The sequence below is a fragment of the Pseudomonas sp. GP01-A4 genome (genome assembly GCF_058780865.1).
This window is the reverse complement of the sequence record NZ_JBYSWF010000032.1, coordinates 1-20,127: the sequence shown is the minus strand read 5'-3', so window position 1 is coordinate 20,127 and position 20,127 is coordinate 1. Positions and strand designations below refer to the sequence as shown.

Below are 20,127 nucleotides of genomic sequence, written 5' to 3'. Positions count from 1 at the left end.
CTCAGGCGCAGACGGCGCGAGTCTTGGCAGTCATCAGCCACAGCGCCAGCAGGATCGACAACAGGATAAAGCCCGCCGCGGCAAACCCGAGGCTGCCCAGGCCCAGGGTGTCGATCACGTGCCCGCCCACCAGCGCCCCCAGGCCAATCCCCAGGTTGGCCCCGGCAATGTTCAACGAGGCGGCAAACGCCGGCGCATGGGGTGCGGCCTTCATCAGTCGCACATGGCTGACCAGAAACAATGCTGCCTGGGTCACGCCCCATACCGCCATCGCCGCCGCCAACCCGATCGTGGAATGGATGGCGGGCACCAGCGCCACCATCCCGGCGATCATGAAACCGCAGAACACCATCGACGCAATCAGCGGATGACGGTCGACCATGCGCCCGCCCAAAGAGTTGCCGATCAGGCCGACCGCGCCAAAGCCCATGAGGCACCAGCCCACTACCGTACCGTCAAAACCCGCCAGGCGTTCGAGAATGTCTGCCAGGTAGGTGTAGGCGGTGAACATCCCGCTGAACACCAGGATCGACAGCAGGATATGGCCCTGCATCAGCGGGCTGCGCAAGATCTTGAACTGCGAGCGCAGGCTGACCTGGTCGTTCTTTGCCCGGGTCTTCGGCAGGTAGATAAACAGCAGCAGGGCCTTGGCGAACGCCACCACCGCAAGAATGCCAAAGGCGGTGCGCCAGCCGAACATATCGGAAATCAGCGTGCCCACCGGGATCCCGAAGACCGTGGCACACACGATGCCGAAGCCGATTTTTTCAATCGCGCGGCCGGCGAAGTCCGGCCCGACAATGTCCACCGCTGTTTCGCTGGCCAGGGCCCAGAACACCGGCAGCCCCAGTGCCGGGATCAACCGGGCCAGGGACATAACCCAGATATTCGAGGCCATCGCCGCCAGTGTGTTGGCCAGGCCGAACATGATCAGGATCGTGATAAACAGCCGCTTGCGCTCGAACCGGGCGAAATATGCGGTGAGGAACGGGCCAAACGCCGCCACGGTGAAGGCGAACAACGTCACCAGCAACCCGGCCTGGGACACGCTTACATCGAGGTCCCGGGCGATGGAAGGCAACAGGCCGACGATGATGAACTCTGTGGTCAGCACGGTAAAACCGGCTGCCGACAACAGCAGGATCGGAAACAACATCAAAAACTCCAGAAAACAGCGACATCAACGACAGCCCGGAGGGCCCGCTGATAGAGAAGAAATAAGAGGATGGGCAATGTTAACAGAATGTGTCCCATCGTGGTGACGGAACGCCGCACCCGGATTAGACGTTTCCTACAGATGTTAGACTTCGCCCCTGCCAGATTCATGCTGCCTAGCTGCATCTATTAAAAAAACCAGAGACAACCTTTTTATGACTGCTGCCCCTTCCCTCTTTCAACGCCTGATGTCTATCAGCCTGGTCACCCAAATTGTCATCGGCCTGATCGCCGGTATCCTGTTGGCCCTGCTGTTGCCCGACGTCGCACAAGCCACCGGGTTTATTGGCAAGGTCTTTGTCTCGGCGCTCAAGGCCGTCGCGCCCATCCTGGTATTTGTGCTGGTGATGGCCTCGATTGCCAGCCACAAGCACGGCCAGGAAACCCATATCCGCCCGATCCTGTTCCTGTACCTGCTGGGCACGTTCGCTGCCGCCGTGGTCGCGGTGATCGCCAGCACGCTGTTCCCCTCCTCGCTGGTGCTGGCCACCCACGATGTGGCCGTCAGCCCTCCCGGCGGTATCGGTGATGTGTTGCAAAGCCTGTTGCTGAGCGTGGTGGACAACCCGGTCAACGCGCTGATGAACGCCAATTTCATCGGTATCCTGGCGTGGGCCATCGGCATGGGCATCGCCATTCGCCATGCCAGCGACACCACCCGCACCGTGCTGGGGGACCTGTCCAACGGCGTCACGCTGATCGTGCGCATGGTGATCCGCTTCGCGCCCCTGGGGATTTTCGGCCTGGTGGCCTCGACCCTCGCCACGTCCGGCTTCGGCGCCCTGCTGGGCTACGCACACCTGCTGCTGGTGTTGATCGGCTGCATGCTGTTCGTCGCGCTGGTGATCAACCCGGCCATCGTGTTCTGGAAGCTGCGCCGCAACCCTTACCCGCTGGTGCTGATGTGCCTGCGGGAAAGCGGGATCACCGCGTTTTTCACCCGCAGTTCGGCGGCCAACATTCCGGTCAACCTGGCGTTGAGCAAGCGCCTGGACCTGCATGAAGACACGTACTCGGTGTCGATCCCGCTGGGCGCCACCATCAATATGGCCGGCGCTGCCATCACCATCACCGTGCTGACCCTGGCCGCCGTGCACACCCTGGGCATTGCCGTGGACATCCCCACCGCCGTGCTGCTCAGCGTGGTCGCGGCGGTGTGTGCCTGCGGCGCGTCGGGGGTTGCCGGGGGCTCGCTGCTGTTGATCCCGCTGGCGTGCAGCCTGTTCGGCATTCCCAGCGAAATCGCCATGCAGGTGGTGGCCGTGGGCTTCATCATCGGTGTGTTGCAGGACTCGGCGGAGACCGCACTGAACTCGTCCACCGACGTGTTGTTCACCGCTGCCGCGTGCCTGGGCAAGGAAGAACAAGCCGCGTAGACCTTGCGCGCACAAAAAAAGCCCGGGGCAGTTCGTGAATGAACCGCCCCGGGCTTTTTATTACAAGGCTTAGAACGCGCCCATGTAGTCGCGCTTGCCCACTTCCACGCCGTTGTGACGCAGCAAGGCGTAAGCGGTGGTGACGTGGAAGAAGAACTGCGGCAGGCCGTAGCTCAGCAGGTACGACTGGCCGCTGAAGCGCTTCTCTTTCGGGGTGCCAGGGCGAGTGATGATCTCGATGCCTTCTTTACCGTCGACCTGGGCCGGGGTGATGGTGTCGATAAACGCCAGGACCTTGGCGATCAGCGCTTGCAGGTCGGCGAAGGTGACTTCTGTATCGTCGTATTTCGGAACTTCGATTTCAGCCAGGCGGGCAGAAACGCCTTTGGCGAAGTCGACGGCGATCTGCACCTGGCGCACCAGCGGGAACATGTCCGGGTACAGGCGTGCCTGCAGGAAGGCGTTCGGGTCGATGTTCTTGGCGGTGGCGTGGGCCTCGGCCTTGTTCAGCACATCGCTCAGGGCGTTGAGCATTTGCTTGAAGACCGGGAGGGAAGCGGCGTACAGGGAAATAGTCATGACAGTCTCGACAGTTGTGGCAGGGTTTGAAACAGCCGCGATTATAGACATGCCGGCCACCGGCGCCGCTTGTCTTTTATTTTTTCAGGATTAGGCTAGTGAGCTCACTGCATTAGGGAAAGCGCGATGACCACCGAGCACGACACCACTTCCGAAGAGCCGCGCCTGAACAGCACGGAAATCCGCATCCTTGGCTGCCTGATCGAAAAACAGGCCACCAGCCCCGAAACCTACCCGTTGACCCTCAACGCGCTGGTGATCGCCTGTAACCAGAAAACCAGCCGCGAACCGGTGATGAACCTCAGCCAGGGCCAGGTTGGCCAGAGCCTGCGGGCCCTAGAAGGCCGCGGGTTTACCCGGCTGGTGATGGGCAGCCGCGCCGACCGCTGGGAGCATCGGGTGGACAAGGCGCTGGAGCTGGTGCCGGCCCAGGTGATTCTCAGCGGGTTGCTGTTCCTGCGGGGGCCGCAGACGGTCAACGAACTGCTGACCCGCAGCGGGCGCATGCATGACTTTGAAGACGCCGAGCAGGTGGTGCATCAACTGGAACGCCTGATTGCCCGTGGGCTGGCGTTGTTGGTGCCGCGTCAGTCGGGGCAGCGGGAAGATCGGTACATGCACGCCCTGGGCGACCCGGCGGACATTGAAGCGATCCTGGCGGCGCGTGGGAATCCGGTGGAGCGTGGTGCGGGAAGTGGGGTTTCCCTGGAGCGTATCGAAGAGCTGGAAGCGCGGATTGCGGCGCTGGAAGAGCGCCTTTCGCGGCTCGAATAATGTTTGTGGTGAGTGGGCTTCTGTGGTGATGGAGCTTTTGTGGCGAGGGAGCTTGCTGTGGCGAGGGAGCTTGCTCCCGCTGGAGTGCGTAGCGCTCCCATTTTCTTGGGGCTGCTGCGCAACCCAGCGGGAGCAAGCTCCCTCGCCACAAATGTCAGCGGTGATGCTCAGCTTCGGGCAAACGCCACCGCCGCCTGAAACTGCTCATCCGTCGGCCGTACGCCGGTGTACAGCACAAACTGCTCCAAGGCCTGGATGGCGATCACTTCCAAACCGGTGATCACGTGTTTGCCCTGAGCGCGGCCCCGCAGGATCAGTGGCGTTTCCGAGGGAATCGCCACCACATCGAACACCGTTTCGGCCGCATCAATCGCGTCGGCCTCAAATGCCAACTGGTCAGCTTCCGCCCCGCCCGTCATGCCGACCGGCGTGACGTTGATCAGCATCTGCGGACGTAAAGCCCCCAACTCCGCCTGCCATTCATAACCCAGGCTCCGGGCCAATGCCGGGCCCGCCACTTCATTACGCGCCACAATCACGCCCTTGGCGTAACCACCATTGCGCAATGCGCTGGCCACGGCCTTGGCCATGCCGCCACTGCCGCGCAAGGCAAAGGTCGAGTCCTTGGGCACTGCATGCTTCTTCAGCAGTTGCTCAATAGCGATGTAATCGGTGTTGTAAGCCTTCAGATGGCCGTTGGTGTTGACGATGGTGTTGATCGACGCAATGGCCTGCGCTGAAGCATCCAGCTCGTCCACCAAGGCAATGCAGGCCTCCTTGAACGGCATCGACACGCCACACCCACGAATGCCCAACGCACGTATGCCACCCACGGCGCCCGGCAAGTCCTGGCTGCTGAAGGCCTTGTAATAGAAATTCAGCCCCAACTGTTCGTACAGATGGTTATGAAAGCGCAGGCCAAAGTTCCCGGGGCGCGCCGACAGTGACATGCACAGTTGGGTGTCCTTGTTGGGGTTCATCTGCATCGGTAACTCCTTGAAGCCATTCCAGAGGCGGTTTCGGATAGACGGAATACCCGCGCCGGCGGGTTGTCATGGATCATACGCACTGTGCCCGGCCACTTGTGTAAGCCAACCGATACAGACCTTACACAACCTTTACCTATCGGCTGTGCTGTTTTTTAGAAATACGCTGTCTTAAAAGTATCCCCGCGACAATCCTTGAGTCGATTGATTGCAGACCATGAGCGCAGGGGCTAACCGAGGAATGACCATGATTCGTAAACTCCCCAAGATCGCCTTGCTGATCGGCGCACTCGCTATGGCAGGACAGGCCTCCGCCCACGGTGGTGGTTGGGGTGCTCCGCTCGCACTGGGAGCCGTTGTTGGTGCAGTGGTAGGCGGCTCGATCGTCGCCAGTCAATCGCGGCCGGTCTACGTGCAACAACCGGTGTATGTCCAGCCGCAGCCGGTGTATGCCGCTCCGCCGCCGGTCTACTACGCACCGCCACCGCCTGTGTATGTGCAACAACAGGTTTATTATCGCCCGGCGCCGGTCTACTACGGCCCACCGCGCGGCTACTACGGCCCTCCACACGGCTATTACGGTCGCGGCTGGTAAGCCTCAACTGATACACCTGAACAGGCTCCGCCCTAAAAGCGGGGCCTTTTTTTGGCCTGCAGGTCTGAATAAATCTCGCCAAGGTCGTTATAAGGACAATGGCTGTGGCCAAATCCCACATCATTGATCTCAATAGGCGCTTGCCCGAACGGGGCCTGCGCTGTCATGTTTGTGTCTCAAAAGGCTTCCACTATCAACACTGTCCGACCAATAACAACAAGGACGATTGCCCATGCCCACGCAAAACCCACATCGCACCGCCGGCCTCTGCACCTCGAGCAAGGTCTATAGCGTACTGACGGAGCTCAAGGCCCTGGAAGGCCATCGCAACGCCAAGTTCCTGTCCTTGCTGACGGAAAACCTGGTGCGCAAGGGCCTGCTCAGTGAACAGGAAGTGGTGCATATGCTCGACCAGGTGGTCGACTGACTGAGGGTCGCTCGATAACAGTGATGTCGACTATCGAGCAGGTTGATTTTCCCTGAAGGCCCACGCACCGTAATGTCACCTCCATAGCGTATCGGAGGTCATCATGCCCACTATTCAAATCATGTCTGTCATCGGCAGTGCCGTTCCCGCCTCTCTCCGGGAGCTGGGTCTACTCGCCTGCTGGTACCTGGTACGCGATGGCGAAGCCATCAGCGGCCCACTCACTTCACTACCGGCCGCCCAGGCCCTGTCGGTCAAAATGGCGCATTGCTTTCATGCCTAAGGCAGTTGCACCCGCGGTTTGGTTTCCACAAACAGCGCCCAGCTGGACATGAACAACGCAGCAATCAGTGGCCCGATGACAAAGCCGTTCAAGCCAAAGATCGACAGGCCGCCCAAGGTTGAGATAAGGATCAGGTAATCCGGCATGCGGGTGTCCTTGCCCACCAGGATGGGCCTTAGCACATTGTCCACCAGCCCGATCACAAATACCCCGAACAACCCGAGCACCACGCCCTGCCAGATCGACCCGCTCAGCAGGAAGTACGCCGCCACCGGCCCCCACACGATCCCCGCGCCCACCGCCGGCAGCAGCGACAGAAACGCCATCAACACCGCCCAGAGCAACGCGCTGGGAATGTCCAGGAACCAGAAGATCAAACCACCCAACGCGCCTTGCGTGACCGCTACCAGCACGTTGCCTTTCACCGTGGCACGCACCACCCGGTTGAACTTCAATTGCAGGCGACGCTTCTGCGGTTCGGCCAGCGGCACCGCGGTGCGCACCTTGCGCACCAGCTCGGGGCCATCGCGCAGCAGGAAGTACAGCAAGTACAGCATGATGAAAAAACTCACCAGGAAATCAAACGTGCCCTGGCCGAAGCTGAACGCCTGGGTCGCAAAAAACTGGCTGCCCTGCATCGCACTCTTGACGATCTTCTCCCGCAGGCCTTCCAGGTTGCCCATGCCGAAGCGGTCCAGCAGATGCTGGAAATACGGTGGCAGGAAGTTCTTGAACTGCTCGATATACCCGGCAACGTCGAGCTTGCCGCTCTCGACGTTCTTGTAAAGCGTCGCGCCCTCCTGCACCAGCAAGGCACTGGTGATGATCACCGGCAGAATCGCGATTATCAGGCACACCGTCAGGGTTGCCAGGGATGTGAGATTGCGGTTCCAGCCAAAACGTTGCTGGAAGCGCCGTTGCATCGGCGCAAAGATGATCCCCAGGATCACCGCCCAGAACACCGCGCCGTAGAACGGCAGCAAAATCCAGATAAACGCGATGGTCACCAGGGCGAGCAGTAACAGCAGGGTTTTGAATTGCAGGTTGGTTTGGTTCATGTTCGGTCCATGTCTAAAACACCAGGCGCTCATGTGCGCCTTGATGTTTAGTCCACTGCAAATCCCGCGAGTGCCCTACTTATTAGACCTGGATCAATAAACTGCGCACCCGGCCCGGCTACCCTGCCGCCCTTTTGCGACCCGAACCCATGCCTCCCGTTATCGCCCCCGAACTGCTCGCCCCCGCCGGCACCCTGAAAAACATGCGTTATGCCTTTGCCTACGGTGCCGATGCCGTCTACGCCGGGCAACCGCGCTACAGCCTGCGGGTGCGCAATAACGAGTTCGACCACGCCAACCTCGCCCTCGGCATCCAGGAAGCCCAGGCCCAGGGCAAGCGGTTCTATGTGGTGGTCAACATAGCGCCTCACAACGCCAAGCTGAAAACCTTCCTCAAGGACCTTGCCCCGGTGATCGCCATGGGCCCGGATGCGCTGATCATGTCCGACCCGGGCCTGATCATGCTGGTGCGCCGGCACTTCCCGCACATGCCGATCCACCTGTCGGTGCAGGCCAATACGGTGAACTGGGCCAGCGTCGAATTCTGGCAGGCGCAGGGCATCTGCCGGATCATCCTGTCGCGGGAGTTGTCGCTGGAGGAAATCGACGAGATTCGCCAGCAAGTCCCCGCCATGGAGCTGGAAGTGTTTGTGCACGGTGCGCTGTGCATGGCCTATTCCGGGCGCTGCCTGCTGTCGGGCTACATGAACAAGCGGGATGCCAACCAGGGCACCTGCACCAACGCCTGCCGCTGGAAATACCAGGCGACGCCTGCGGTGGAAAACGCCGCCGGCGACATCGTGCAGCACTATGCGCCCGAGCCGACCCTGGGCCTCGGTGCGCCCACCGACCAGGTGTTCCTGCTGCAGGAGGCCAATCGCCCCGACGAACAGATGCCCGCCTTCGAAGATGAACACGGCACCTACATCATGAACGCCAAGGACCTGCGGGCGGTGCAGCACGTCGAGCGGCTGACGCGCATGGGCGTGCACTCGTTGAAGATCGAAGGCCGCACCAAATCCCACTTTTACTGCGCCCGCACCACCCAGGTATATCGCCAGGCGATTGATGACGCGGTGGCCGGGCGCGACTTTGACCGGGGCTTGATGACCAACCTCGAATCCCTGGCCCAGCGCGGCTACACCGAGGGTTTCCTGCGCCGGCACGTGCACGATGAGTATCAGAACTATCAGAACGGCAGCTCGGTGTCCGAACGCCAGCAGTTCGTCGGCGAACTGACCGGTGAACGGCGCGGGGAGCTGGCCGAGGTCAAGGTCAAGAACCGTTTTGCCGTGGGCAATCATCTGGAACTGATGACCCCGGCGGGGAATTTCCACTTTGACCTGGGCTCATTGCACAACGCCAAGGGCGAGGCCATCGCGGTGGCGCCGGGTGACGGGCATACGGTGTATTTGCCGATCCCGGCGGAGATGGACCTGCGTTTCGGCCTTTTGATGCGCGACGTTTAACTTCGCCAGACACCTCAATGAGTGTGAGACAGCTTGTTGTGGTGAGGGAGCTTGCTCCCTCACCACAGCAAGCTCCCCCACCACAAAAAGCAGGGCGTACGCGCACTAGGTTCATTTGCAAAGTAGAATTGGCGGTTCTGCGTACCGCCACCTTGTCTTGAGCGGTCACCCTCTTTTTTACGGAGATCGCCTTGCGTCTGTTTCATACCTCCGACTGGCACCTTGGGCAAAACCTGCACGGCCAGGAACGCGACTTCGAACACGCCTGCTTCCTCGACTGGCTGCTGGGCCAGTTGGGCCTGCATCGCCCTGACGTGCTGTTGATCGCCGGCGATATTTTCGACACGGTCAACCCGCCACTCAAGGCCCAGGAGCGGCTGTACGACTTCATCATCAGCGCCCATGAGCAAAACCCTGCACTGACCATCGTGATGATCGCCGGCAACCACGACTCCGGCTCGCGCATCGAACTGCCGGCGCCGTTGATGCGCCGCCTGCGCACCCACGCCCTGGGCCGGGTGCTGTGGCTGGATGACGGACAACTGGATGTCGAACGCCTGCTGATTCCATTGCCCGGTGCCGACGGTGAAATTGCCGGCTGGTGCCTGGCATTGCCGTTCCTGCGCCCGGCCGAAGTGACCGGCGCCCAACTGGGGGACGATTACCTGCGGGGCATCGGCCAGGTTCACGAGTGGCTGATTGCTGCCGCCAATGCCAAGCGCCAGCCGGGCCAGGCACTGGTTGCCATCAGCCATGCGCACATGGCCGGCGGCTCGGTGTCGGAAGACTCCGAGCGCAGCCTGATCATCGGCAATGCCGAAGCGCTGCCCGCCAGCCTGTTCGATGCCAGCGTCAGCTATGTGGCCCTCGGCCATTTGCATAAACCCCAGCGGGTGAATGGCGAGGAGCGGATTCGCTACTGCGGCTCACCGATTCCGCTGTCATTCTCGGAAATCGGCTACCAGCACCAGATCCTCGACGTGCAACTGGACGGCGAAATCCTGGTCAGCGTCGAATCCCGCCTGATCCCGCGCTCGGTCAACCTGCAACGCCTGGAAGCCGCGCCCCTGGCCGACATCCTCAAGCAACTGGCCGACCTGCCCGACATCGACCTGCTGGCCGAAACCCAGCGCCAACCGTGGCTGGAAGTGCGGGTGCGCCTCGACGAACCGCAACCCGACCTGCGCCAGCAGGTGGAAAACGCCCTGCAAGGCAAGGCCGTGCGCCTGGTGCGCATCGCCGCTGAATACGCAGGCGCGGGCAGCCGCGAAGACAGTCAGGAAGACCGCCTGATCGAACTTGATCAGCTCACACCCCAGGAATTGTTCAGCCGCGCCTGGCAGGAAAGCTACGGCAGTGAAGTGGACGAACAGACTCTGAAGGACTTCGCCGTGCTGCTCCAGGAAGTGCAACAGGAGGGCGAACAGCCATGAAAATCCTCGCCATTCGCCTGAAAAACCTTGCCTCCCTGGCCGGGCCGTTTGAAATCGACTTTACCGCCGAGCCCCTGGCCAGCGCCGGGCTGTTCGCGATTACCGGGCCCACCGGCGCCGGTAAAAGTACCTTGCTCGATGCGCTGTGCCTGGCGCTGTTTGGCGCCGTGCCGCGCCTGGGCGATACCGGCCAGGCAAAAATGCCGGATGCCGACACCGATATTTCCATCGGAGACCCACGCACCCTGATTCGCCGGGGCACTGGCGGCGGTTATGCCGAAGTGGATTTTGTCGGCGTCAGTGGCCGTCGCTACCGCGCCCGCTGGGAAGCCAACCGCGCCCGGGACAAGGCCAGCGGCAAGCTGCAAGCCAGCCGGCAAAGCCTGATCGACCTGGACAGCGAGCAACTGCTGGCCAGCCAGAAAACCGAATACAAGACCCAGCTGGAATTGGCCCTGGGCCTGAACTTCGAGCAGTTCACCCGCGCCGTGTTGCTCGCGCAAAGTGAGTTCAGCGCGTTCCTCAAGGCCAACGACAATGAGCGCAGCGAACTGCTGGAAAAGCTCACCGACACCGCGCTCTACACCCAGCTCGGTCGCCGCGCCTTCGACAAGGCCAAGGACGCCCGGGACGCCCACAAACACCTGCAGGACCAGGCCACCGGCGTCACCCCGCTGGCCCCCGAGGCCCGCGCCGAACTCGACGAACAGCTGGCCGCCGCACAGCAACAGCTCAAGACCCAGCAGGCGCAACTCAAGCAACTCGAGTTGCAGCACACCTGGCTGAAGGAACTGCGGGAATGGCAGGAGCGCCAACAAGGCGCGGTCGAGCAACTGCAACAGGCCCAGCAACACTGGGAAAGCCAGGGCCCGCAGCGCCTGGACCTCAGCCGCCTGGAACAACTGGCGCCGCAACGTCACCACTTCGCCCGCCAGGCCGAACTGACCACGCAGTTGCAGCCCCTTGCCGCGCAGATCCAGCAGCACCTTGAGCAACAAACCGCGCTGCACACCCGCCAGACCCAACTGCAACAGCAACAGGCCGACGTGCAAGCCGCGCTCGCCCAGGCCCTCAAGCAGCAAGCCGACGCTGTGCCCTTGCTGCGCCAGGCCTTCGAGGAGCAAACCACCCTCGCCCACTTGACCCGCGAGCTGGCCAAACGCAGCGAAGAGAAACAGCTGGGCGAAGCTGCCTGTGTGGAAGGCCAGGCGACGTTGACCGGCTTGCTCGACAAGCAGAAAGTTGTCGCCGAGCGCCTGCACAGGCTGGCCGCAGAGCTTGAACGCAGCGCCGCCCTCGCGCCGTTGAGTGAGGCCTGGAGCGCCTACCGCGACCGCTTGCAACAGCTGATGCTGATCGGCAATCGCCTCAATAAAGGCCAGGCCGAACTGCCACAACTGGAAGAGCGCGCCACCCGTCTCGGTGAAAAATGGACCGAGCAACGCGAAGCCCTTGACCTGCTGTACCACGAAGCCGGCGCCGAACCCCATGCAGTGGCCGAACAGATCCAGTTGCTCGGCAGCCTGCTCCAGGACAACCGCAAGCAACATCGCGCGTTTGAGGACTTGGCGCGGCTGTGGGACAGCCATCAGCAACTCGACAGCCAGAGCCAGGCCCTGACGCAAAAGCAGACCCTCGCCCAGCAACAACGCGAACTGTTGAACCAGAGCGGCTTGCAGGCCAAGGCCGAGCTGGCCGTCGCCGAACAGACCCTGACCGTCACCAAGCAACTGCTGGAGCGCCAGCGCCTGGCCCGCAGTGCCAGCGTCGAAGAGTTGCGCGGCCAGCTGCAGGATGAGCAGCCGTGCCCGGTGTGCGGCAGTGTCGAGCACCCGTATCACCAGCCCGAAGCCATGCTGCAAAGCCTGACCCGCCACGACGAAAGCGAAGAAGCCAACGCGCAGCAAGCCGTGGATGTGCTCAAGGAAAAACTCACTGACCTGCGTGGCGAAGTGGGCGGCCTGATCGCCCAGCAAAAGGAATTCCTGCAACAACAGGAGCAACTCGCCAGCCAGTTGCAGGCCTTGCTGCCAAGCCTTGAAGCCCATCCGCTGTCGGCCTCGCTGTTCAACCAGGACGCGGCCAAGCGCGACGCCTGGCTCGCCCAGCAACTGAGCCAGCTCAGCCAGAGCCTCACCCAGGACGAGCAACGCCAGGGCGCCCTGCTCAACCTGCAACAGAACGCCGGGCGTTTGCAGCAACAACTGCAAGCCGCCCAGGACGCCAGCCAACAGGCGCGCCAGTTACTGATCGACCAGCAACGGGAACTGTCCAACGACCGCGAACGCCTGGACGAAGAACTCAACGCCTTCGCCAGCCTGCTCCCCACCGAGACCCTCGAAGGCCTGCGCAGCGAGCCGGCGGCGACCTTCATGTTGCTCGACCAGCAGGTCAGCCAGCGCCTGGAACAGCTCGACAACCAAAAGGAAGAATTGGCCGAGCAGCTGCAGCGCCAGCAAGCCATCGAGAAAGAGCAGGACCGCCAGCAACATCGCCAGCAGCAGCTGGAGACTTTGCACAAACAGCTCGCCGAACAGAGCGCCCTGCAACACGCCGCCAAGGAAAAACTCGCCGGCCTACTGGGCGAAAACTCCAGCGCCGAACACTGGCAACAGCAATTGGACCTGGCCGTCGACCAGGCGCGGCAACATGAGGCCGAGGCCAACCAACAGTTGCAGGACACCCGCAACCAGTTGATCCAACTGGCCGCCGACCTCAAATCGCTGCAAGAACGCCAACAGTCCCTGGAAACCGAACACGCGGCCCTCACTACGCGCCTGAGCGACTGGCGCGCGTTGCACCCGGAACTCGATGACGAAGGCCTGGCGCGCCTGGTGGCCTTCGATGAGCCGCAGGTGGCCGAGCTACGCCAGCAACTGCAACACAGCGAAAAAGCCATCGAGCAGGCCAAGGTGTTGCTGCAAGAGCGCGAACAGCGGCTCAAGGATCACCAGGCGCTGCACAACGGCAACCTCGACGCCGAGCAACTGGACAGCGCCCTGGCCGAACTCAATGCCGCGCTGATCATTGGCGAAAAACACTGCGCCGAACTGCGCGCCCAACAGGCCGACGACCAGCGCCGCCAGGATGCCAACCAGGCCTTGGCGGCCGAGATCGCCAAGGCCTACGAAGAATGGCAACGCTGGGCACGCCTGAATGCGCTGATCGGCTCGGCCACCGGCGATACCTTCCGCAAGATCGCCCAGGCCTACAACCTCGACCTGCTGGTGCACCACGCCAACGTCCAACTGCGCCAACTGGTGCGCCGCTACCGCCTCAAGCGCGGCGGCAGCATGCTCGGCCTGCTGGTACTCGACACGGAGATGGGCGACGAACTGCGTTCGGTGCACTCGTTGTCCGGCGGCGAGACGTTCCTGGTGTCGCTGGCGCTGGCCTTGGGCCTGGCGTCGATGGCGTCGAGCACGTTGAAGATCGAGTCGCTGTTTATCGACGAAGGCTTCGGCAGTCTCGACCCCGAGTCGCTGCAACTGGCGATGGACGCCCTCGACGGCTTGCAGGCCCAGGGCCGCAAGGTCGCGGTGATTTCCCATGTGCAGGAAATGCACGAGCGGATTCCGGTGCAGATTCAGGTCAAGCGCCAGGGCAATGGCTTGAGCACCCTGGAGGTCAAGTGAGCGACGCCGTGTTGTATTCGTTCCGCCGTTGCCCCTATGCGATGCGGGCGCGGATGGCCCTGCGGTATTCAGGGGTGGCGGTGCAGATCATCGAGGTCAGCCTCAAGGCCAAGCCGGCTGAGATGCTGACGTTGTCACCCAAAGGCACGGTGCCGGTGCTGAGCGTGGATGGCCGGGTGATCGATGAAAGCCTGGCGATCATGCGCTGGGCACTGGCACAGAACGATCCTGAGGGTTGGTTGCTTGGGGATGATCGGGCGACGCAGGCGCTGATTGAAGAGAATGATCAGGGCTTCAAACATCAATTGAATCGATACAAGTATGCCGAGCGCTATCCGGAGTATCCGATGGAGCATTATCGGGCCGAGGGTGAGGTATTTTTGATGAAGCTGGAGGGGTTGCTGGCGGAGCGGGAGTATTTGCTGGCCGGGCATTTGAGCCTGGCGGATGTGGCACTTGCACCGTTTGTGCGGCAGTTTGCCCATGTGGATCGGGAGTGGTTTGGCCAGGCGCCCTATCCGCGATTGCAGGGCTGGTTGCAACGCTTCCTGGAATCGCCGTTGTTCATCGCCGTGATGGCAAAAACCTGAGACTGTCGCAGGACAAAATGTGGGAGCGGGCTTGCTCGCGAAGGCGGTGTATCAGTCAGCCCATGTATAGACTGACCCGGCGCTTTCGCGAGCAAGCCCGCTCCCACATTTGATCTTCATCAGCTTCAAGATCAGTTCTGGATTTTGTGGTCCAGCGCTGCGTAGAAGTTGGCGCTTTGTTGCAGGTATTTCTGGGTGTAGGCGCTGGTGCTGGTTTTTTTGCTGCTGATTTCAACACTGGCGCTGGCTGGCAACGCTACGGTGGCGGAAACAGCGGAAGCGGCGATGATCGAGAAAAGATTGAAGTTCATGTCGGTAACCCTTGTGTTCGGTTGGCTTGGTGGCCTGTGTTGGCCTTGGAACCAAACTTACGCCCGAGGGGTTAGCCTTAGAAATTCATTGAAACACTAGCCGCTATTAATAGTATTAATACAACAAGTCAGGCCCCGCACTGCGGGGCCTGTGGCTTATTGCCGCACCAGGAACTTGAGGTCGCTGGGGGCATCAATCGCCAGTTTCTGCACGGTCTTGCCCAAAAGACCGGTCTTGGGATCGCGCTCGACGACCACAATCTCGTTGCTCTTCTGGTTGGCGATCAGCAGGAACTTGCCGCTGGGGTCCAGGGCGAACTCCCGGGGATGGTCACCTTCCACCGATCGGCGCTGGATCTCTTTGAGCTGCGCAGTGGCCGGGTCGATGGCAAACACCAGCATCTGGTTGGCGGTGCCACGGTTGCTCACGTAGAGGAACTTGCCGTCGCTTGAGGTGTGCAGTGCAGCACCGGCCTTGTCGGACACCGGCTGGCCATCCGCGAAGTTGACCAGTTGCTTCTGGGTCAGCTTGCCATCGTTGTAGTCGAACACCGCCACTTGCGCGCTCATCTCGGTGGTCAGCCACGCGTGCTTGCCGTCTGCGGTGAACAGCAGGTGCCGCGGGCCGCTGCCCGGTGGCAATTGCACAAACGCAGGGTCGGCCGGGGTCAGCGGCAGTTCATGGTTGGCCTTGGGGTCGTAGTGGTAGGCAAAGATCTTGTCCGCCCCCAGGTCCTGGACAAACACGTATTTGCCGTCCGGCGAAGACACCACCGAATGCACGTGGTTGGACGCCTGGCGCTCCGGGTTGACCCGGCTGGCCGGGTGCCCGCTCAACTGCACCGGCGGCGACAGCTTGCCTTCGGTGTCTAGCGGCAGCACCGCGAGGCTGCCGCCCGGATCTTCCAGCACCGAATAGTTGGCCACGAACAGGTAGCGCCCGTCACTGGCCAGGCTGGAATGGGTCGGCTCGTTGCCCAGGCTCTGCACCTGGTTGATCAGGGTCAGTTGATGGTTCTTCGGGTCGATGCTGTAGCTGCTGACGCGCCCCACCGGGTCTTTTTGGCCCGGGCCGTTTTCGTTGACCACAAACAGGTGCTTCTGGTCCTTGGACAGGGTCAGCCACGACGGGTTGGCCGCCTTGGCGGCGAGCACCGGCTGGCCGCTGAACTGCCCGGTACGGCTGTCGAACTGCAAACGGTAGATACCTTCGCTGGTGCCGGCGGTGTAGCTGCCAACGAGCAATTCATAGGTGTCCACCGGCGCGGCCTGGACCGACATTGCGCCTACGCTGCCGGCCATCAGCAGGGGCCAGAATTTACGCATCATCATCCGCTTCATCCTCGTCATTATTGTTGCCGGTGACGCCGCTCATGCAGACCAGGCGGTGTTCGCCCTTGTCATCGGTAAGTGTCCAGCTTTGCAGGGTTTGATCAAAGGTCGCCGCCTTGACTTGCTCCAGGGTGAAACTCCAGCGCTTCTCGACGCGACCGTCCATGCAGATGATCAATAACGTCTGGTCATCCAGGCTGAAATCGAAGCTGTGCAGGCCATCGATTTCGACCATCTGGCAGTCTTCAAAAGCGTCGGGCAAGGTAGCGGTGTCGGCAGTCATAACCATCAATCATCAAGAGGAAAGACCTCATGATAGGTCAAATCGTTGCATCGGCCTAAGCCCGCGCAATGCAAAACGCCGTGGCACAGGCCACGGCGTTTTGGCAAACAGCGTTGGATCAGTGGGCGAACAGCGAATTGCCCTTCTGCCCCGCCAGCTTCTCGGGCTTGATCAGGAAGCGTGCCAGCGCCGGCAGCAGCCACAGCGCGCCGAACATGTTCCACAGCAGCATGAAGGTCAGCATCAGCCCCATGTCGGCCTGGAACTTGATGGCCGAGAAGATCCAGGTGCATACGCCGATTGCCAGGCACAGGCCGGTGAACAGCACGGCTTTACCGGTGGACTTGAGCGTCTGGTAATAGGCTTCCTGCAACGGCAGGCCGGCCCGCAGGAAACTCTCCAGGCGGCTGTAGATGTAGATGCCGTAGTCCACGCCAATCCCCACCCCCAGCGCCACCACCGGCAAGGTCGCGACCTTGACACCGATGCCCATGAACGCCATCAGCGCGTTGCCCAGCACCGAGGTCAGCACCAGCGGCAGCACGATGCACAGGGTCGCCGCCCACGAGCGGAAGGTGATCATGCACATGGTGGCCACGCACAGGTACACCAGGATCAGGATGGTCAGCTCGGACTCCTTGATCACCTCGTTGGTGGCCGCCTCGATCCCGGCGTTACCGGCGGCGAGGATGAATTCCAGGCCGTCCTTGTTGTTCTCTTTCGCGAAGTCCTGCACTGCATGCACCGCGCGGTCGAGGGTTTCGGCCTTGTGGTCGTTGAGGAACACCAGCACCGGCGCCAGGGAGCAATTGTTGTTATACAGGCCATCGGCACGGGCAATGGAGTTGTTCAGCACGTCCGGGTTGCGCGACAGGGTTTCCCATTTCAGGTTGCCCTCGTTCATGCCCTTGATCATCTGCTTGGACACGGTCACCAGCGAGATGGCCGACTGCACGCCTTCGGTGTTCTGCATCTTCCACATCAACTGGTCGATGGGCGCCATGGCTTCATACCGCGAGCAGCCTTCGGGCGGGGTCTTGACCATCACCACCAGCACGTCGGAGCTGGTGGAGTAGTTGTTGATGATAAAGTTGTTGTCCTTGTTGTAGCGCGAGTCCGGGCGCAGCTCCGGTGCACCCTGGTCGAGGTCACCGATCTTCAGGTTCTGGCTGTACCAGAGGCCGCCACCGAAGGCGATCAGCGCCAGGGCTATCGACACCGGCGCGACCTTGGGGCTGGCGAACTTCGACAGCAGGCGCCAGAACGGGTGTTCGCGGTGCGCATCCTTCTTGCTCTTGGCGATGGCGCGTTTGCTGATGCCGACATAGGAGATCGCCACCGGCAGCAGGATCAGGTTGGTGAACACGATGACCGCCACACCCACCGAAGCACCGATTGCCAGCTCGCGGATCACGCCGATATCGATGATCAACAGGGTGATAAAACCGACCGCATCGGCGAGGATCGCGATCATGCCCGGCAGGAACAACTGGCGGAACGTACGCCGAGCGGCGGTCAGGGCGTTGTCGGCATCACTGGATTGCAGGGCGATGCCGTTGATCTTCTGCACGCCGTGGGAAATACCGATGGCGAAGATCAGGAACGGCACGAGCATCGAGTAGGGATCCAGCCCGAAACCCAGGGCATGCATCAGCCCGAGCTGCCAGATCACCGCCACCAGCGTGGTGCTCAACACCGCGACGGTACTGCGCAGGCAGTTGGTAAACCACAGCAGCAGCACCAGGGTGATGACGAAGGCGATACCGAAGAACATCACCACCATCACCAGGCCGTCGATCAGGTCGCCGACCTTCTTGGCAAAACCGACAATGTGGATCTTGACGTTGGGGTTCTGCGCTTCGAACTTGTCGCGGATCTTGTCTTCGAGCTCATGGGAGAACTTGCGGTAGTCCAGGGCCAGCAGCTTGCCCTGGTCCTGTGGGTCCGGATAGGACTCCAGCAGCGGAATGTCGACGATGCTCGACTTGAAGTCGTTGGCCACCAACCGCCCGACCTGCCCGGACTTCAGCACGTTGTTGCGCAACTGGTCGAGGCTTTCCGGCGAGCCGTTGTAGCTCTGCGGGATCACTTCACCGCCGGCAAAGCCTTCTTCGGTAACTTCGGTCCAGCGCACGCTGGGGCTCCACAGGGACTTGAGCCCGGAGCGGTCGACGCCGGAGATGTAGAACACCTCGTCGTTGATCTGGCGCAGGGTCTCCATGTACTCCTTCGTGAAGATGTCACCGTCCTTGGCCTCCACCGAAATGCGCACCGTGTTGCCCAGGTTCGCCAGGTCGTTGCGGTGCTCCATCATCCTCTCGATGAAGGGGTGCTGGAGGGGGATCATTTTTTCGAAGCTGGTGGACGGGCGAATCAACGTCGCCTGCCAGAACAGGAAAATACTCACCAGCAGGCAGATCGTGATGACTGCCGGGCGGTTATTGAAAATCAGGCGCTCGAGAAACGTGGCCTTGTCGTTATGATGACTGCTCATTGTGTCCCCGCCTTCTTATTGTTTTGTCGGCTCGGCGCCGGTTGGACTGGCCACGCGAACGCCGCCCTGCCCCGCCAGAATCAAGTTGCCGTTGCCCGCCGCGGTGACCGCCGACAGCGAAATGCGGTCCGGGCGATTGAATACGCTGAAGGTCAGGCCGTCGTCGTGGCTGACCACCACGCTGCCACCGTTGCCCACTACCACGATGGAACCGTCGTCCAGCAGGGTCGCCCCCGACAAACCGAATTCCAGCGCGCCACGAGTGGCGTTCAGCTCCACCGGCTCCCAGGTGCTGCCAAAATCCGTGGAGCGGAACAGGTTGCCACGCAGGCCGTAGGCCAACAGCGTCTGCGCCTGGGCGGTGCCGATCACGCCGAACAGCGAGCCCTCGTAGGGGCCTTCGAGTTTTTCCCAGGTTTGCCCCTCGTCATGGGAGCGGAACATGCTGCCCTGCTCACCGACGATAAACAGCCCGGCATCTTTCACCTGGGCGATGGCGTTGAGGTGGTATTGGTCTTCGTTGTCGAGGCGGTCGCTGACGTCGTTCCAGGTCTTGCCCCCGTCGGTGGTTTCGATCAGCGCACCGTAGGCACCCACGGCAAAGCCGTTGCTGGCGTCCTTGAACCAGACGTCGAGCAGCGGTGCTTCGCGCTTGAGGTCCTGGAATTGTTGGGTCCAGGTCACGCCGCCGTCGGTGGTGGCGAGGATCTGTGCGTCATGGCCCACCGCCCAACCGTGTTGGTCGTCGGCGAAAAATACGGCGGTCAGCAGTTGCCGGGTGGGGACTTTGGCTTGAGTCCAGGTGGCGCCCTGGTCGTCGGAATAGAGGATGTGCCCGCGATCACCGACCGCGACCAGGCGCTTGCCTGCGTGGACCACGTCGATCATCAGGCTTTTGGCGGCCTTGGGGGAGTCAATGGCGAACACCGCGGCGGCGGTGGTTTCTGTGGCGGCATGGGCCGGTGTCGACAACGCGACACCCCCCAGCAACGAGAGCGCTGTGGCCAGCAATGCGACCCTGCGCGTGGCCTTCGGGCGGAAAAACACCACACCCATGACAGGCTCACTCATAGACCTTTCTCCCATTTATTATTGTTAGGTCGTCTTGCCGTGGGGAGCCCTGAAACCTGCAATCTAGAGCGCCTTGGGCAAGCTGGGCCATCCTAGCGGGCTTTGGAATCGTCTGACAATCGGCGCTACGTTATGTTTTGTTAACTGGAGGGGGTTGGGCCGGTGCTGAATGTAGTGCTATCAGCGGCGGTGATCCGTGGTGGGGGGCTGTTGGGG

The 20,127-nt window shown here is 61.6% G+C and carries 18 protein-coding genes; 9 read left to right on the top strand and 9 right to left on the bottom strand.

What is annotated here, in order from left to right:
- Position 1 precedes the first annotated feature (1 nt).
- On the bottom strand, positions 2-1,156 hold the full coding sequence (locus AC3WKX_RS18630) for an MFS transporter (protein ID WP_102604855.1): 1,155 nt from the start codon (positions 1,154-1,156) through the stop codon (positions 2-4).
- A gap of 214 nt (positions 1,157-1,370) precedes the next feature.
- Here AC3WKX_RS18630 and sstT point away from each other — a divergent pair, with 214 nt between their 5' ends.
- On the top strand, positions 1,371-2,591 hold the full coding sequence (gene sstT / locus AC3WKX_RS18625; RefSeq protein WP_102604854.1) for a serine/threonine transporter SstT: 1,221 nt from the start codon (positions 1,371-1,373) through the stop codon (positions 2,589-2,591).
- Positions 2,592-2,660: 69 nt separating this feature from the next.
- On the opposite strand, the gene AC3WKX_RS18620 is transcribed toward sstT, so the two are convergent.
- A complete protein-coding gene (locus tag AC3WKX_RS18620) occupies positions 2,661-3,170 on the bottom strand; it encodes a DUF1993 domain-containing protein (protein WP_003211233.1) in 510 nt (169 codons plus the stop codon).
- A 126-nt stretch (positions 3,171-3,296) separates the two neighbouring features.
- On the opposite strand from AC3WKX_RS18620, the gene AC3WKX_RS18615 reads away from it, so the two are divergent.
- The gene (locus AC3WKX_RS18615) at positions 3,297-3,944 is read left to right on the top strand and encodes a YceH family protein (protein WP_003211232.1); all 648 of its coding nucleotides are present in this window, start codon (positions 3,297-3,299) and stop codon (positions 3,942-3,944) included.
- A gap of 167 nt (positions 3,945-4,111) precedes the next feature.
- On the opposite strand, the gene AC3WKX_RS18610 is transcribed toward AC3WKX_RS18615, so the two are convergent.
- A complete protein-coding gene (locus AC3WKX_RS18610; protein WP_102604853.1) occupies positions 4,112-4,930 on the bottom strand; it encodes a shikimate 5-dehydrogenase in 819 nt (272 codons plus the stop codon).
- A 241-nt stretch (positions 4,931-5,171) separates the two neighbouring features.
- On the opposite strand from AC3WKX_RS18610, the gene AC3WKX_RS18605 reads away from it, so the two are divergent.
- The 3 genes from AC3WKX_RS18605 to AC3WKX_RS18595 all read left to right on the top strand — a co-directional run bounded on the left by AC3WKX_RS18605 (position 5,172) and on the right by AC3WKX_RS18595 (position 6,235).
- Complete coding sequence (locus AC3WKX_RS18605) at positions 5,172-5,525, top strand: hypothetical protein (protein ID WP_008435927.1); 354 nt, start codon at positions 5,172-5,174, stop codon at positions 5,523-5,525.
- A 232-nt stretch (positions 5,526-5,757) separates the two neighbouring features.
- Complete coding sequence (locus tag AC3WKX_RS18600) at positions 5,758-5,952, top strand: hypothetical protein (RefSeq protein ID WP_003211226.1); 195 nt, start codon at positions 5,758-5,760, stop codon at positions 5,950-5,952.
- Positions 5,953-6,055: 103 nt separating this feature from the next.
- Positions 6,056-6,235: a hypothetical protein gene (locus AC3WKX_RS18595; protein ID WP_003211225.1), complete on the top strand. Its 180-nt coding sequence runs from the start codon at positions 6,056-6,058 to the stop codon at positions 6,233-6,235.
- Here AC3WKX_RS18595 and AC3WKX_RS18590 read toward each other — a convergent pair.
- Complete coding sequence (locus tag AC3WKX_RS18590) at positions 6,232-7,293, bottom strand: AI-2E family transporter (protein ID WP_003211223.1); 1,062 nt, start codon at positions 7,291-7,293, stop codon at positions 6,232-6,234. The two genes, AC3WKX_RS18595 and AC3WKX_RS18590, sit on opposite strands and share 4 nt — an antisense overlap.
- 149 nt (positions 7,294-7,442) lie before the next feature.
- On the opposite strand from AC3WKX_RS18590, the gene trhP reads away from it, so the two are divergent.
- From trhP to AC3WKX_RS18570, 4 genes are all read left to right on the top strand, one after another.
- The gene (trhP, locus tag AC3WKX_RS18585) at positions 7,443-8,762 is read left to right on the top strand and encodes a prephenate-dependent tRNA uridine(34) hydroxylase TrhP (RefSeq protein WP_008435935.1); all 1,320 of its coding nucleotides are present in this window, start codon (positions 7,443-7,445) and stop codon (positions 8,760-8,762) included.
- Between the two features lie 191 nt (positions 8,763-8,953).
- Positions 8,954-10,195, top strand: a complete 1,242-nt coding sequence (locus AC3WKX_RS18580; RefSeq protein WP_102604852.1) for an exonuclease SbcCD subunit D C-terminal domain-containing protein — start codon at positions 8,954-8,956, stop codon at positions 10,193-10,195.
- Positions 10,192-13,830: an AAA family ATPase gene (locus tag AC3WKX_RS18575; RefSeq protein WP_102604851.1), complete on the top strand. Its 3,639-nt coding sequence runs from the start codon at positions 10,192-10,194 to the stop codon at positions 13,828-13,830. The genes AC3WKX_RS18580 and AC3WKX_RS18575 overlap by 4 nt, the downstream gene beginning before the upstream one ends.
- Positions 13,827-14,420 (top strand): glutathione S-transferase, encoded by a 594-nt coding sequence (locus AC3WKX_RS18570; protein ID WP_102604850.1) that lies wholly within the window; start codon positions 13,827-13,829, stop codon positions 14,418-14,420. Before AC3WKX_RS18575 ends, AC3WKX_RS18570 begins: the two co-directional genes overlap by 4 nt.
- Before the next feature lie 131 nt (positions 14,421-14,551).
- Here AC3WKX_RS18570 and AC3WKX_RS18565 read toward each other — a convergent pair whose 3' ends face one another.
- The 5 genes from AC3WKX_RS18565 to AC3WKX_RS18545 form a co-directional block, all read right to left on the bottom strand.
- On the bottom strand, positions 14,552-14,731 hold the full coding sequence (locus AC3WKX_RS18565) for a hypothetical protein (protein ID WP_003211212.1): 180 nt from the start codon (positions 14,729-14,731) through the stop codon (positions 14,552-14,554).
- Between the two features lie 156 nt (positions 14,732-14,887).
- Complete coding sequence (locus AC3WKX_RS18560; protein ID WP_008435939.1) at positions 14,888-16,063, bottom strand: lactonase family protein; 1,176 nt, start codon at positions 16,061-16,063, stop codon at positions 14,888-14,890.
- A complete protein-coding gene (locus tag AC3WKX_RS18555) occupies positions 16,050-16,346 on the bottom strand; it encodes a DUF5629 family protein (RefSeq protein WP_008435940.1) in 297 nt (98 codons plus the stop codon). Before AC3WKX_RS18555 ends, AC3WKX_RS18560 begins: the two co-directional genes overlap by 14 nt.
- 118 nt (positions 16,347-16,464) lie before the next feature.
- Entirely contained in the window at positions 16,465-18,840 is a 2,376-nt protein-coding gene (locus AC3WKX_RS18550; RefSeq protein ID WP_003211205.1) for an efflux RND transporter permease subunit, read from the bottom strand.
- Positions 18,841-18,855: 15 nt separating this feature from the next.
- Positions 18,856-19,896, bottom strand: coding sequence for a WD40/YVTN/BNR-like repeat-containing protein (locus AC3WKX_RS18545; RefSeq protein WP_256579776.1), 1,041 nt, complete (start codon positions 19,894-19,896; stop codon positions 18,856-18,858).
- Between the last annotated feature and the right edge of the window lie 231 nt (positions 19,897-20,127).